General features: G+C 37.6%; 16 protein-coding genes. 8 read left to right on the top strand and 8 right to left on the bottom strand.

Annotation, left to right across the window (positions count from 1 at the left end; genetic code table 11):
* Window positions 1-12: 12 nt before the first annotated feature.
* From ACOQN3_RS10025 to ACOQN3_RS10000, 6 genes are read right to left on the bottom strand one after another with little or no spacing between them, the layout of a single operon-like run.
* Window positions 13-858 (bottom strand): methyltransferase domain-containing protein, encoded by an 846-nt coding sequence (locus tag ACOQN3_RS10025; protein ID WP_420546310.1) that lies wholly within the window; start codon window positions 856-858, stop codon window positions 13-15.
* Entirely contained in the window at window positions 855-1,037 is a 183-nt protein-coding gene (locus tag ACOQN3_RS10020) for a hypothetical protein (protein ID WP_420546309.1), read from the bottom strand. Before ACOQN3_RS10020 ends, ACOQN3_RS10025 begins: the two co-directional genes overlap by 4 nt.
* The gene (gene coaBC / locus ACOQN3_RS10015) at window positions 1,034-2,296 is read right to left on the bottom strand and encodes a bifunctional phosphopantothenoylcysteine decarboxylase/phosphopantothenate--cysteine ligase CoaBC (RefSeq protein ID WP_420546636.1); all 1,263 of its coding nucleotides are present in this window, start codon (window positions 2,294-2,296) and stop codon (window positions 1,034-1,036) included. Before coaBC ends, ACOQN3_RS10020 begins: the two co-directional genes overlap by 4 nt.
* A gap of 46 nt (window positions 2,297-2,342) precedes the next feature.
* A complete protein-coding gene (gene panB, locus ACOQN3_RS10010; protein ID WP_420546308.1) occupies window positions 2,343-3,182 on the bottom strand; it encodes a 3-methyl-2-oxobutanoate hydroxymethyltransferase in 840 nt (279 codons plus the stop codon).
* Entirely contained in the window at window positions 3,175-3,972 is a 798-nt protein-coding gene (locus tag ACOQN3_RS10005; RefSeq protein ID WP_420546307.1) for a 4-phosphopantoate--beta-alanine ligase, read from the bottom strand. The genes panB and ACOQN3_RS10005 overlap by 8 nt, the downstream gene beginning before the upstream one ends.
* 24 nt (window positions 3,973-3,996) lie before the next feature.
* The gene (locus ACOQN3_RS10000; protein WP_420546306.1) at window positions 3,997-4,935 is read right to left on the bottom strand and encodes a pantoate kinase; all 939 of its coding nucleotides are present in this window, start codon (window positions 4,933-4,935) and stop codon (window positions 3,997-3,999) included.
* Between the two features lie 65 nt (window positions 4,936-5,000).
* On the opposite strand from ACOQN3_RS10000, the gene ACOQN3_RS09995 reads away from it, so the two are divergent.
* The gene (locus ACOQN3_RS09995; RefSeq protein ID WP_420546305.1) at window positions 5,001-5,990 is read left to right on the top strand and encodes a PhoU domain-containing protein; all 990 of its coding nucleotides are present in this window, start codon (window positions 5,001-5,003) and stop codon (window positions 5,988-5,990) included.
* Window positions 5,991-5,992: 2 nt separating this feature from the next.
* Here ACOQN3_RS09995 and ACOQN3_RS09990 read toward each other — a convergent pair whose 3' ends face one another.
* Together ACOQN3_RS09990 and ACOQN3_RS09985 are read right to left on the bottom strand one after the other, a co-directional pair.
* Window positions 5,993-6,508, bottom strand: a complete 516-nt coding sequence (locus ACOQN3_RS09990) for an NUDIX hydrolase (RefSeq protein ID WP_420546304.1) — start codon at window positions 6,506-6,508, stop codon at window positions 5,993-5,995.
* 25 nt (window positions 6,509-6,533) lie between these two features.
* Window positions 6,534-7,436, bottom strand: coding sequence for a winged helix-turn-helix transcriptional regulator (locus tag ACOQN3_RS09985; protein WP_420546303.1), 903 nt, complete (start codon window positions 7,434-7,436; stop codon window positions 6,534-6,536).
* 146 nt (window positions 7,437-7,582) lie between these two features.
* On the opposite strand from ACOQN3_RS09985, the gene ACOQN3_RS09980 reads away from it, so the two are divergent.
* The 7 genes from ACOQN3_RS09980 (at window position 7,583) to ACOQN3_RS09950 (ending at window position 13,572) form a co-directional block, all read left to right on the top strand.
* Complete coding sequence (locus ACOQN3_RS09980; RefSeq protein WP_420546635.1) at window positions 7,583-8,740, top strand: ABC transporter permease; 1,158 nt, start codon at window positions 7,583-7,585, stop codon at window positions 8,738-8,740.
* 46 nt (window positions 8,741-8,786) lie between these two features.
* Window positions 8,787-9,473, top strand: a complete 687-nt coding sequence (locus tag ACOQN3_RS09975; RefSeq protein WP_420546634.1) for an ABC transporter ATP-binding protein — start codon at window positions 8,787-8,789, stop codon at window positions 9,471-9,473.
* Window positions 9,474-9,475: 2 nt separating this feature from the next.
* On the top strand, window positions 9,476-10,795 hold the full coding sequence (locus tag ACOQN3_RS09970) for a COG1361 S-layer family protein (protein WP_420546302.1): 1,320 nt from the start codon (window positions 9,476-9,478) through the stop codon (window positions 10,793-10,795).
* Between the two features lie 71 nt (window positions 10,796-10,866).
* The gene (locus tag ACOQN3_RS09965) at window positions 10,867-11,229 is read left to right on the top strand and encodes a hypothetical protein (RefSeq protein ID WP_420546301.1); all 363 of its coding nucleotides are present in this window, start codon (window positions 10,867-10,869) and stop codon (window positions 11,227-11,229) included.
* Between the two features lie 90 nt (window positions 11,230-11,319).
* Entirely contained in the window at window positions 11,320-11,508 is a 189-nt protein-coding gene (locus tag ACOQN3_RS09960; RefSeq protein ID WP_420546300.1) for a hypothetical protein, read from the top strand.
* Window positions 11,509-11,623: 115 nt separating this feature from the next.
* Window positions 11,624-12,013, top strand: coding sequence for a hypothetical protein (locus ACOQN3_RS09955; RefSeq protein ID WP_420546299.1), 390 nt, complete (start codon window positions 11,624-11,626; stop codon window positions 12,011-12,013).
* Window positions 12,014-12,018: 5 nt separating this feature from the next.
* Complete coding sequence (locus ACOQN3_RS09950; RefSeq protein ID WP_420546298.1) at window positions 12,019-13,572, top strand: ABC1 kinase family protein; 1,554 nt, start codon at window positions 12,019-12,021, stop codon at window positions 13,570-13,572.
* Window position 13,573: the final 1 nt, after the last annotated feature.

Here is a 13,573-nt window from a genome sequence, read left to right as displayed (position 1 = left end):
TTTCCTGCAAATCTAGTATTTTGCTGTCAAAATTAAAACTTCCCAAGGAAATTTTATGATTCCGCTTCTCTTTGTGTGGGGTTTTGTGTTATCTCTAATTTTTTCTTTGAGTCTTTTTTTCTGTGACTTGTCAAGTGATCCTATTTTCTCTTTGATTGGCTTTGCGACATACTTTATGTAATTTCTCCAGTAATCATCAAAGGTACCTGGACTATAAGTAAAGACATAGTCTTCGACTGAAATTTTTGAAAATCCTGCTTTTTTTACCTCGTCTTTGAGTGCTTTTTTTGTGCCATATCTGTCAAGGGATGGTGATCCAGGAGGAATATAATCTGGGATAAACTCTGTTACAGCATCAAGAATATTACCAAAGTATGGTACTCTGTCTTTGTGTCCATGTACTGAGATTCCAACCTTTCCAGAATTTGTTAGACTCTTTCTCATGTTACAAAGTGCCTTTATTGCATTAGGAAAGAAAAACAATGCATATTGACATGTAATTACATCAAACTTTTCTTTGAATGCAAAATTTTCTGCATCTACATTTACAAACAAAAGATTTGATAGTCTGTCATTCCATTTTTTTGCAATCTCTATTGCTGTTACAGATGTATCTGCACCTACTACAAATCCTGACTTGCCTACTTTTTTTGTTAGTACTTTGGTTACAACTCCAGTACCACATGCAACATCTAGAACTTTGTCACCTTTTTGAACATCTACTGATTCTACAAGTCTTTTGGTACTCTGAAACGGACCAACATTTGCACTTGCCCATCTATTGTGGTATCTTGGTGCAACCTCATTCCAGATATTCATGTTACGTTTTTTATATTCAAAGGGCCTATTTTTGTTCAATTTTCTTTTGGGGTTTTCAAATCTGATTTTAATGTTCTTCCGGTTTCATGAAAATACCTGTGCTCAATTTGTTTTAGGGTATCGGCAAGCTTGAGATTATCAGAACGATTTTTTTTCTTTTGTTTTTGTTTAATCTCTTTGTATTGTGAAATTAATTTTCGCAATTCTGTTTTTTTCATTTTAGTTTAGATTCAATCTCTTTTCTGATGAATTTTGCTATTCTCTCTTTGTTTTTCCATCCGGAACTTTTTGTTTTAATCTTTTTTCTGTCTGCATCGTATCCTACTACAATCACATTATTTTTGTTTGGATTTTTCTGGTATCTTGAACCTACATCATTTGCGATTATAGAGTCAGCACCAGTTTCCTCTAGCTTCTTTTGTGCGGACTTTACTAAGGAACTTTGTGTTAGGTTTGTCTCTGCCTTGAATCCTACCAAAAGAACGTCTTTTTGCAGTTTTTTTACCTGATCTATGATTTTAGGAGCCTTTTTGAGCCTAATTGTAAGAGATTTTTTGTCACTTTTTATCTTGGTTTTTGAGGGATTTTCTGGAACATAGTCTGAGATTGCTGCGGCCATGATTACTACATCCCATCTTTTTTGGTTTAGCTCTTTTTTCGCTGCATATTCCATCTCCTTGCTTGATGTAACATTGATTACTCTTGCGCCCTTTGGAGGCTTTTCTGTACCAGGACCATAAATCATTGTTACTTTGGCTCCTGCAGAAATCAATTCTGATGCAAGCAACACACCTGTTCTTCCAGAACTCTGGTTTGTTATCATTCTGATAGGATCAATTTTTTCAACAGTTGGTCCTGCAGTCATCAAAACTTTTTTGTTTTTTAGCAAGGGTGATGCTCCAAATCTTTGTAGTACTTCTTCTAGAACATCTTCTGGTTCAGGAGCCTTTGCCTTTCCTTCAATCATTTTAGGAGAAATGAATCTTATTTTGTTTTTAAGAAAATCAATATTCTTTTTTACTGCAGAATTTTCATACATTGATGCATGCATCGCAAGGCAGATCATTATTGGAATCTTTGATCCAAACCCTACAGTTAAGACAGTTGAAATTGGTGTGTCATCAATTCCATTTGCAAGCTTTCCTAACGTGTTTGCAGTTGCAGGATAAACTATGATAAGATCTGACTGGTTATAGTCAGCTAGTTTAATGTGTTCAAGATCTCCTGTCAGTTTTGTAATTACCTTGTTGCCAGTTGCCCATTTAAAATAATCTGGTTGTATCAATTTTGTAACAGCATTACTTGCAACACATGTGACGTCTGCACCATGTCTCATTAGTAATCTTGAAAATTCAATTGCTTTGTATGCTGCAACACTTCCTGCAATGCATAACACAACTTTCTTTCCTGCAAGCTCTGTTCCGTTTGAACTTACAATGTCCAAAGATGGATGTGATGCCAAATTTTTTGCAGACAAAGAAGAAGAGATATCCTTGCCCTCTTTCTTTTTGTTTTGTCTTTTTTTAACTGCCAATTTTTTCTCGTAATTTCTTCAATTCATTTTCATCCATTGAGAAAGAGTTTGTCTGTGCAGGAAACATGCCTGATTGAACATCCTCTCTGTAAGATTCTAAGGCCTTTACGATATCCTCAGACAAATTCATGTATCTTTTTGCAAATTTTGGTTTAATCTTGTCGTACATACCAAGAAGATCTTGGGCTACCAGTACTTGTCCGTCACATCCTGTGCCTGACCCAATTCCTATTGTAGGTATGCTAATGCTATCTGATATTATCTGGGATACCTCTTTTGTTACCATTTCAAGTGCAATGCTAAATGCCCCTGCTTGTTCAAGCTCCTTTGCATCCTCAATTAGTCTCATTGCCGTATCGCTTGTCTTTGCTTGTACCTTGTATCCCTGAGACAGTACAGTTGTCTGCGGTTGTAATCCGATATGTCCCATGACTGGAATACCGACCTCTACAATTGAGCTGATAGTATCTGCCATTATCATTCCACCCTCAAGCTTTACTGCATCTGCTCCTGCTTTGATTAATTTGCCAGAGTTTACAATTGCATCCTCGATGCTTGCTTGATATGACATAAAGGGCAAGTCTGCAACCAAGAGAGAATCCTTTCTTGCTCTACTTACAGCTTCGGTGAACATTATCATGTGGTCCATCGTTACTGGAATTGTATTCTTATATCCCAGCATTACCATCCCGGCACTGTCTCCAACCAATAACACATCAATTCCAGCTTTGTCACAAAGCGAAGCTAGAGTATAGTCGTAACTTGTAATTACTGAAATTTTCTTTTTCTCCTTTTTCATATTGATGATATCTTGTACTGACTTATGCAATTCCTGCTCTCCTTGTTAAGTTGTTTTTGATTTGAATAATATTCTCAGATAAATTTTTCTTGTTGTTAAACTCATCAATTATTTTTTGCAGTGTCTTTTGATTTGTTTTTGCAGCTAGTTTTTTTGATTGCTCCCTTAGAAGATCAACTGCTCTTGTAACATTATCTACAATCGTAATGTTTGCAGTCTGCGATGTTCTAGAAAGCGGATTTAGATCAAATGTAATAACCGTTTTTCCTGCCTTTCTTAGTGCAGAGGTTCTGTCACCGTCTTCTAGAGGAACCACAACTACATCTGCTGCATAAATTCCGTTCTTATCTACAATTCTTCTGGCTGAATCTATTCCTGACAGCTTTGTAGCTTTTTTGGGATCTATCCCTAGAATCTCTTTTGCTCCATTTTCTCTCAAGATTTTTACGATTGCCTTTTTTCTTTTCTCACTTGTATAAAACAGGTTTACCTCTAGTTTTGCATTGATCTGCTTTGCCAGCCTGATTATTTGTCTCGGGCACAAAGCAGCAATGTTTCCGTTAACTGAAATTATAGGATAATCTGCTAAAAGTAACTGTGCTGCAGCTGCCTTGATTGCGTTTCTAGCTGCTTTTCCCGTTTTTTCTCCTAGCAGATAATCAAATGCTTCTCCTCTTCCTTGTGCTAGTAGACCCTCTTTTGCAACGAGACCTGCATCAAATCCCTGCACTAGTTTTTCTCGAACCAACAAAGACTTTGCTCTTGGATGTGATTTTGGAATTAGAGATGATTTTGATTTTGATGAAGCTGACGTTGACATTGCTATCTTCTATCTTTCTTTCATTTAATTATAAAGAACTCTAGCTCCGTCATCGTCAAGTTCTGATTTTATTATGATTCCGTCTGGATATTTTTTTAGAATATCCAAAACTTTATTCTCTTTGTCTTTTGGTATCATTGAAAAAACAGTTTCTCCAAACAATGCAATTCCACATTTTATCTTGTTGTCTCTTAATTCTGAAACCAGCTTTGTCATCTTTGGCGTCATTACGTTTACATATTCAGCAAATTCTAATGACATTTCTTGGAAATGATCATAGTTTTCTGATTCTAACAATCTATTTACCATCTTTCCACCCAATCCGTTTATCTGAGACATTTTCTCTTTGATGAACTTGTTAGTTGAAATAGGAGAAAAGCAAATCATTATAATTGAAATTTTGTCAGTTGGTATTTTTTTGACGCTGCCAATTCCTGGAGCTCCAGGACTTGTTCTAATTTCAAATCCTCCATGAAATGATGCCAATACATCTCCCAGTCCTGTTTTGCAATTGACTTCTGCGTTGTGTGCTATTTGCCCAATTATTTTTTTATCCAGTCTTGTGTTTAGTGCTTGGTCTAATGCATAAGACAATGACAATGCAACTGCACTGCTAGACCCTAAACCATACCCAACGGGAATGGAAATGTCATGTTCAATCTCAAAGAACTTTTCAGAGAACTCTCCAATTTTCAGAAATTCGTTTAACACAAATTCAGAAATGTCTGTTTTGTCTGATTGATATCCTACAGTTGTAATCTTGAAATTTGAATTCTTATCTTCATTATTATTCAAAAAGTACTCCTCTTTTCTGTAAACCCTAACTTTGGTTGTAACGCCTTGTTTTATTGAGAAACCTGCTCCCATAGATCCTAGATTCTCAGATTTTTCTTCGTCCGCATTCTTTAGGTGTGCCTTGAAGAAACCTGTCACATGAGCGGGACAAAACGCTACCGACTCCATTAATCTGAGTTTAAATTTTAGACAAGATATAAGAATATGGATTAAATAACTTAAACTAGTATAAATTGACTAAATTTGTTCGACGCCTACAAAGGATAGGAAGCAGCATTCTAGTATCACTTCCAAAGGAGTGGATAGATGCCAACAATCTTGACAAGAGCAGTCAAGTGGAGCTGGAAACAGGACAAGACAGCATCTCAATTTCTGCAAACAAGGATACTCGCCCAACAAAGGAACTTGTAATATCGTATCCATTGCCAAAAGAAGAAAACATTGTTGCAGATCTTACCGGTGCCTATCTTTTGGGATATGACATTATTCAGATAAATTCAAAATCAATCATTCCAGGTGAGGACCGAGAAAAAATACGTAACTCTATGAGAAGACTGGTTGGAATGGAAATAATCGAAGAAGACTCTTCTCACATTAACATGCAGTTTCTTTTGGATGCAACAACGCTGAATCCTGAAAAGATCCTAAAGAGAATGAGCTCCATTGCACTTGGAATGTATGATGATGCATCAAATGGATTAATCTCTGATGACAAATCAAATTTGAAGACAATTTCAAAACGAGACGTAGAAGTAAATAGGCAATACTTTTTGCTTGTACGTTTGATTCGAAGTACTTTGGTTGACACAAGACTGTCTCATGCATTCAATCTTGAAAACATTGACGTTTTGGATTATAGGGTTGCTGCAAACTTGTTAGAGAATGCAGGTGATTCTATTGTTGATATCTCAAATTCAATATACAATTCATCTTTGTCAAAAGAGCTTTCAAAAAAACTTCATGAGGTTGTCAGAGACTTTAACAAACTAGCTGAAAAATCAATTGACGCATTTATCAAAGCAGATAGACTATTGGCAATTGAGGCAATTTCATTGCACAAACAATATGAGGAAAAACTCGTCCTGCTTCGCAGCTCACTTGACAAGAAAAAACAAATTCCAATTGATTTTTTTGACTTGGTGTATATGTTTGAGGGAATAGCTCAGTACTGGGCAGACCTAGCTGACCTAGTCAAGCCAATTTACAACCAAGAGATAAAATAATTTCAGTAGAGTTTCTTTTTTGCAGCATATGTCAAGACTGCACATATTGTCTTAGAGTCTTTAATCTTTCCTGTCTTTATCATTCTTAGTAGTTTTTTCAAATCTACTTTTTCAACTGAAAGTATCTCATCGTCATCAAGCTTCAGGTCTGCAATTTTCTTTAATCCTGAGGCTAAAAAGCAGTGGATTATCTCACTGTTATATCCAATAGAAGGGTAATACGTGATTAGTGGGGTCATCTTCTTTGCTCTGTATCCTGTTTCCTCTTCTAGTTCTCTGAATGCACACTTTATTGGCTCTTCTTTCTTCTCTAATGTTCCTGCAGGAATCTCCAAAACATATCCATGTGGAAACCTGTGTTGCTTTACAAGAATTACCTTGTTGTCTTCATCAAATGCAAGCATTGCAGCTGCACCTCTGTGTTCTATTACTTCGCGTTTTACTTTTCGTCCTTCGATCTTTCCGTCATAAACACTTAGACCTAAAATTCTTCCTTGATAGATTCTCTCTCTTTTCATTAACCTGTTTTTTGTTTGTTATTATTTAATTTGTTTGATAAGTAAGATGGAGCTTGGGTGATTTTTTAAATTCCGTAATTGCTTTTTCCAACCATCTAGTGTAAAATGAAATCTTTTTTGGAATAAACAAATCAGCTGACTTTACATTCTTTATGCTTCTTACCTTTTGTGTTAGCTCATCCATCTTGAAGATGCTTTGGCTGTACAAAAACAAGACAATCTGGTTTTTTGCAATAAATGGAATCTGAAGATACGAATCTGAAAAAGTCTTGTTCATTGTTTGCAGTGTCTTCTTCAGGTCCTTTTCAATCCATGCAAGCACTGCATGTGGTATGTAATTCTCAATCTTTATTGGATCATAAATTAATGTGAACTGGATTACTTCATTTTCATTTAGCTTTTCTATGCATCTTGTTATTGTCTTAGTTGACATTTCTGTCTTTTTTGCAATGGTGTCAATTTTTTGTCGTGGATCTTTTATGAGCTCCTCTAAAATCTCAAGATCAGTCTTTGTGAGATTAGAACTAAATTCTGAGTTTTCTGCCTCAAAAATTGAAAGCACCCTTACATCTTTCATCAGCTTTTTTGCAAGCTCTGCCTTTTGCTCCAGGCCATCTTTTACTGTAATTCCACAAACGGTAATCCCTCCAACACATGGCACCACGATATATGGCTCCCCTACCAGACTTACCTGCTCTAAGATCTCATTAGTATCCTCACCTGAGACCACAAAATACAGAACCCCATAGCCCAAGACAGGTGGCTCTACCTTAACTGAGAATTTCTCTATAATCCCGTTTTTTTGCAGCTTTCTGATTCTTGCACTAACTGCACCACCTGACATACCTAATTCCTTGCCTATCTGCCTATCTGATTCTCTGCAGTTGTTAAGCAATCTACTGAGTATCTTCATATCTAAACTGTCCAAATTATCACCAATAATACCTCTATAGAATATAAAACAAACTAATCTCATATAAAATTGTCTATAGTTTTAGCACTATGCATCACAGACATTATATATCAGACTATTTTATTAATATCGTGGAATATCGGTTACGCCTTGCAAAACGTATGCTCTTTAACAAAAAGGGAAGCCTGATCGGGGCAGTATTAGCAGTGACCATTGGGATTTTGGTAATTCATGTCAATTTTGTAATATTTCAGGGACTCTTTGATGCAATTGTCAGGGACATCAGTGATTACAGAAACGGAGACATCTTGGTAACTGATGATGCTGATTACATCGACAAGTCTGATCTGTCTCTGGTAAATTGGTTTGAGAGGATTCCATATGTGGAGGCGGCTACTCCGCGGCTTTCATCGACTGCGGAGATGAACATGACAAAAAATGGCAAGCTAATCGAGGAGACTCGAATTCCGATAGTTGGAATTGATCCATTCAATGATGTGCGGGCATCCACTGTTCACGAAACAATAGCCGATGGAAGCTATGTGTTTTCAAGAAACTCTATTGTGTTAGGATCAAATGTAGCTGAAGATCTTGGTGGAGCAGAAGTTGGGGACTCTGTCAAGGTTTTGGTAGTTGACAGATGGGGTGAGGATCAAATAAGACGATTTACAGTTTCAGGAATTGCACAATCTCCTGGTGGACAGGGATTTGATTATACTGCAGTTATTCACATTGATACTTTGCGTGACATGATGAAGAGACCTGGTGACACTGGTTCTTTTATGGTAAAGCTAAATGATCCTACAAAAGCCTTTGAGGTAAAGGAATTCTTTTTGAGATCATTTCCTAATGATGACTTTCTAGCTGAAACAATAGAGGAATCAGCTGAGGAGCAGCTTGCAGGATTCAGATCAGGCATTGCAATGATTAACATGATTGGATACTTTGGAATGATGTCATCTGCATTTGCAATTGTTACAATTCAGATGATGCTTGTAAATGGAAAGACCCGAGAGATTGGCGTTATGCGTTCAATTGGTGCTAGGAGAAAGGACATTCTGATTATCTTTATCTTCCAGGGAATGATTATTGGCGCAATTGGCGCAGGAGTCGGCACTGCAGCTGGTTTGGGTTATACCTTTTATGCAAAGGAAACAAAGATGTCATTTAACAACAGCTTGCCACTTGAGGTCAGCTACGACTGGGCAAAGATTACCCAGACTGCATTGACATCATTTCTGCTGGCAATAATCGCGTCACTTTATCCGTCGTATAGAGCAACAAAGCTACTACCTGTGGAGGCGATGAGAACTGTCTGATAGTACCACAAAGAGAAAGGTTCTTGAAATCAGCAATCTAAGCAAGATTTACGGGGAGGGAGACAACCAGGTCAAGGCTCTTGACGAAGTATCTTTATCTGTAAATCAGGGTGAGTTTGTGCTTATTGTTGGTAGCTCAGGCTCTGGAAAATCCACCCTTCTTAACATGATAGGCTTGCTTGACAGGCCAACTAATGGAACCATAAAGATTGACGGCGTAAACACTACCACCCTAAATGATGATAAAATCTCCGCATTTAGAAACACAAAACTTGGTTTTATCTTTCAATTTTCTAATTTATTGACCGACCTTACAGTATTAGAGAATGTATTGTTGCCAAGACAGATTGGAGGAACAACCAAGACTGCCAACAAGGATGCAACTGATCTGCTAAAGGCAGTGGGACTTGAAAGCCAGATTAACAAAAGAGCAAACAAGATTTCTGGTGGACAGGCCCAACGTGCAGCAATTGCCAGAGGTCTTGTCAACAAACCATCAATTGTACTTGCTGACGAGCCAACTGGAAACTTGGACTCTGTAACATCAGAAACCATAGTTCAGCTAATGAAATCCATGGCAAAAAGACTTGGACAGACATTTGTCATTGTAACACACGACAGACAACACTTTGGAGAAGTAGACAAGGTAATTACAATAAAGGATGGCAAGGCATTTGAGGGAGAAGATGATCCTTCTACAGCATCTGGAAAAGAGATGGAGGTTGTAGCATAATTATGAATATCAATTTCAAACTGTTAATTTTACTTCTTCCGATTTTTGCACTTGTAGTCTCTCCATTATTTCTTGATGATTCGTATGCACAAATTACTTCAGGCGGATTTGGAGACTCTCCATTTGAGAGAGACTTCGGTGACGTGAAATTTTTGGATGCATACTTTGGACAGCTAAATAACAAAATTGAGGTAGAAGCAGGAGATCGTAATGTTCCATTTACAGTTGTTTTTGCAAACGTTGGAACACAAGACATTACAGGAATCAAGGGACAGCTATCTTTGCCACTTGGTTTCTCGTCTTCAGACGGTCCTGGCTCTATCATTCAAGCAGACAGCGACTCTAATTCATTGGCAGGTGATAACTTTCATCTTACATTTTTTGTTAATCTAGACAACAACGTCCCAATTCAGCAGTACCCTGGAACAGTAAAGGTTGACTATTCCAGATTAAGAGAGTCCGGTGTCAGAACTGCATTTGAGGACTTTACGTTTAAGGTAACAGGGGACAGCGTGATTAATGTCAGGGCACTTGATACTTTTCTTACTTCTTTGAAAACTAACGAGGTAGTAATTGAGGTGGCAAATGATGGAACTGCTCCTATATCTGGAGTAGACATTGTTGCTGCAAACACCCAGACTGAACTTGCATCTACCTCATCATCGATTACTAATGTAGAAAATGTCGTAATCTTGGAGTCTAACTGGGATGTTGGGCATATTGCACCCAAGTCTTCGCAGTATCTGGAGGCTACAGTATACGTTCCTGAAGGGCTAAGGGGAGATACCTTGAGGCTTCCATTGGTAATATCATACTATAACGCACACGGAGACTTCCATGAGATATCCAAGATTGTGGACTTTTACGTCAAGGGATTAATCGACCTGAGCGTCTTTAACGTTGATGTCATTGAGCTTTCTGGAACACAGATGGTAATAGGTGAGATAATCAATGAAGGTAACGAGGACGGCTTGTTTGGATTTGTAACTGTAGCACCACGTGGTGACTCTAACATAAAGAGTAACACACAGTTTATCGATGAGATTGAAGTCGATGCCCCTGTTCCATTTAACGTTCCAGTCGAGTTTGAGGGAGAACCGCAATACGGAGAGCATGACATTACAGTTACTATTCGATACAAGGACAACACTAGAGAAGAACTATTCGTTCACCATGACACCACAATCTTTGTGGAAGAACCAGACAACGGTGAGGATGCAATGGGACCTGACATGTCAATGGTAATAATTCCAGTTGCAATTGCAGTGGGAGTTGGAATCTATTTCATGCGCAGACGCAAAAAGCAAACTCAAACAGCGTAGAAAGAAAAAAAGCTAAATATTAAATTGAAAATGAAACATCATCAACTACAGAACGGAGGAATGTATTCAAATTGAGAATAACAATAATTGTGTTGATTGCATTATTAATTGTTGGAAGTGGGGTAATCATATCTGGATTTATGGTAAACCAACAAGATAGACAACAAGCACAAGAAACAATTGTTGAAATTCTGACGCCATATGAAAAACTTGAAAAATACAAAAACGAACTGGAAAAAATAAACCTATACAACCAACAGGTACTAGAGGAACTTCAAATGCAGATAGAAAACTCTGACGCAATAGACGTTGAGCATATAAACGAGGAGATCTTTGTTGTAAAGAAAGTCATTAGTGAGAACAAGAAAGAACTTGAAGATGTCATACAAAGACTAGCGGAGATGAAAGATGAGAATGATGAACCTGCTTCTTAATTGTCTACAATGATATTTTTTTAAAAAAAATAGTTAATTTGATTCTGATAAATTCTAAATTCATATAGATATCAAAAAAAATAACATTTGTTGGAGCTTCACAAAAAACTAACATACATTGGTGCTGCATTGTTGGTGCTAACATTTGTAATTAATCACTATCATGAAACAGATCATCCTGGTGTTGGCTTTAACTATGCGTATGTAACTGGCATTGCAATGCTGGCTGCATTTGGCATCAGTTTTATCATATTTACAAAAGAAAAGCTAGACATGTGACCTTTTTTTCGTGACTAGGAAATTTTGATTGTATATGTGACCGGGCTTTATTATTCAGGCTCGAAAGAAAATTTCTTGTCCGTAAGGTTATAAGCAATTACTGGATCTTGCGATCATGCCTAGAGATGAGATTGAGGTACCAAAAGAGCTCCGTGAATTCATGCTAGAGGGAGCCGAAGAGACAGTCCTGGGACAAAAAAACGGTGCCTACAAGCAATATCGATATGGCAATTTGCACATTAGAGAATATCCTGACAAATTTCTTGTTCATACCGACAAAGTTGATCCCCGTGTAGATCCACTTGGTCATCTGGTAAAAGATGCACCAGAAGTCCTAATTGGTTTGGCTTGTGCTATATTTGGCGGCTCTCATGTTGCAAAGAAGATCTTTTCAGATAAAGACAAATCAAAAAAAATTTCACTTGCAGCTGGACTACTGTCTTCAGCAGTAACTGGATACATAGTATATGCTGCAACTAAAAAACTAAAAAATTATTTGGAGTAAATGCAATGACTGCAATTAGAACCCTCCAAGTTTTGATCAAACTGTTACCGTCTATTCTTGCATTGCGCAAGGATAGAAAAAAATGGGTCAACCAAAAGGAAGGTGCAAAAATAGATCAAGAACAGTTTAGAAAAAATGCGCGCAAAGCACTTGATACTTTTATTTCGTTGGGACCAGTCTACATAAAACTTGGGCAGTGGTTGTCTTCACGAGCTGACATCTTGCCGCAACCATACTTGGAAGAGCTTGCGAAGCTTCAAGACAGCGTACCTTCTGCTCCGTTTGAAAAGGTAAAACCAATAATTGAAAAGGATTTGGGACCCATCGATAAAAAATTTGACAGCATTGATCCTCATTCAATCTCTGGTGCATCACTTGGACAAGTTTACAGAGGAACCATGTCAGGCCAACAAGTTGTAGTCAAGGTAAAAAGACCCGGAATTGAAAATGTTGTACGAGAAGATCTTCAAGTCCTTAAAAAAGTTCTTCCGCTTGCATTGAGATTTGTTGATCCCAATCTGAGGTACTCAGCCAAAGCCATGCTAGCACAATTTATCGAAACAATAAGAGAGGAGATGGATTACACAAACGAATCCCAAAACCTCAAGCGAATCAAAAAGGACATGGAGTCAAATAGCAACAATACCGTAATTGTGCCATCAGTTTACGATGATCTGTCTTCAGAAAACGTTCTGACAATGGAGTATCTGCCTGGAATCAAGATTACAAACGTCCAGGCACTAGATGAGAAGAGAATTGACCGTGAGCAGCTTGTAATAGATGTGCACAAGGTGTTTTTTACCATGTTGCTCAAGCACTCTGTATTTCATGCAGATCCTCACCCTGGAAACATCTCAGTTACAGACGATGGCAGGCTGATTCTTTATGATTATGGGATGGTTGGCAGAATCAACAACGAGACACGATTCAAGCTTATTCGACTATATCTTGCACTAGTTGAAAAAAATCCTCCAAGAGTGGTAAACGCAATGAGTGATCTTGGGATGCTTGTTCCAGGATACAACAGGACAGTAATTGAGAAAGGAATAGAGATGTCAATTCGTGCAATGCATGGCAGCAAGCCTGATGAGATGGAAGTCAAAAGTCTCATGGAGCTTGCAAACCAGACTATGAGCAAGTTTCCTTTTGTATTGCCAAAAAATCTTGCATTATACATGAGGATGGCATCAATCATTGAGGGAATCTACAAGACACACCAAGTTGATTTCAAGTTTGTCAAGGTTTTAAAAAATATTTTACAAGAGGAGAACCTCATTACACGAGCATACATTGAGGAGCTAAAGATTTCTTTTGATGCGTTTTCAAAATCAATTGATACTGCAATAAAGATAGGACCTGAAATGCGAAAGCTGATGGACGAGTTCCAGTCAAACATGAGAAAGAAAAAACCTGTTGTTTTGATTAGTGGTAGTATATTCTCTTCGGCAATCTTTGTTGGCTCTTCATTTTTGTACACTACAAACGAATCAATTGGTATTGCAGGAATGGTTGCATCTGCAATTGTTATGGGAATATCTTTAGCTTTTAGAAAACACTAGG

This window comes from Candidatus Nitrosopumilus sp., from assembly GCF_965223225.1.
Taxonomy (GTDB): domain Archaea; phylum Thermoproteota; class Nitrososphaeria; order Nitrososphaerales; family Nitrosopumilaceae; genus Nitrosopumilus.
Note: the sequence above shows the minus strand (reverse complement) of the source record. Positions and strands in the feature narration are given on the sequence as shown.

Coding starts and splice junctions, on each gene's coding strand:
- ACOQN3_RS10020 (WP_420546309.1), bottom strand. CDS start 1,037: ATGAAAAAAACAGAATTGCGAAAATTAATTTCACAATACAAAGAGATT.
- ACOQN3_RS10005 (WP_420546307.1), bottom strand. CDS start 3,972: ATGTCAACGTCAGCTTCATCAAAATCAAAATCATCTCTAATTCCAAAA.
- ACOQN3_RS10000 (WP_420546306.1), bottom strand. CDS start 4,935: ATGGAGTCGGTAGCGTTTTGTCCCGCTCATGTGACAGGTTTCTTCAAG.
- ACOQN3_RS09990 (WP_420546304.1), bottom strand. CDS start 6,508: ATGAAAAGAGAGAGAATCTATCAAGGAAGAATTTTAGGTCTAAGTGTT.
- ACOQN3_RS09980 (WP_420546635.1), top strand. CDS start 7,583: ATGCTCTTTAACAAAAAGGGAAGCCTGATCGGGGCAGTATTAGCAGTG.
- ACOQN3_RS09970 (WP_420546302.1), top strand. CDS start 9,476: ATGAATATCAATTTCAAACTGTTAATTTTACTTCTTCCGATTTTTGCA.
- ACOQN3_RS09955 (WP_420546299.1), top strand. CDS start 11,624: ATGCCTAGAGATGAGATTGAGGTACCAAAAGAGCTCCGTGAATTCATG.
- ACOQN3_RS09950 (WP_420546298.1), top strand. CDS start 12,019: ATGACTGCAATTAGAACCCTCCAAGTTTTGATCAAACTGTTACCGTCT.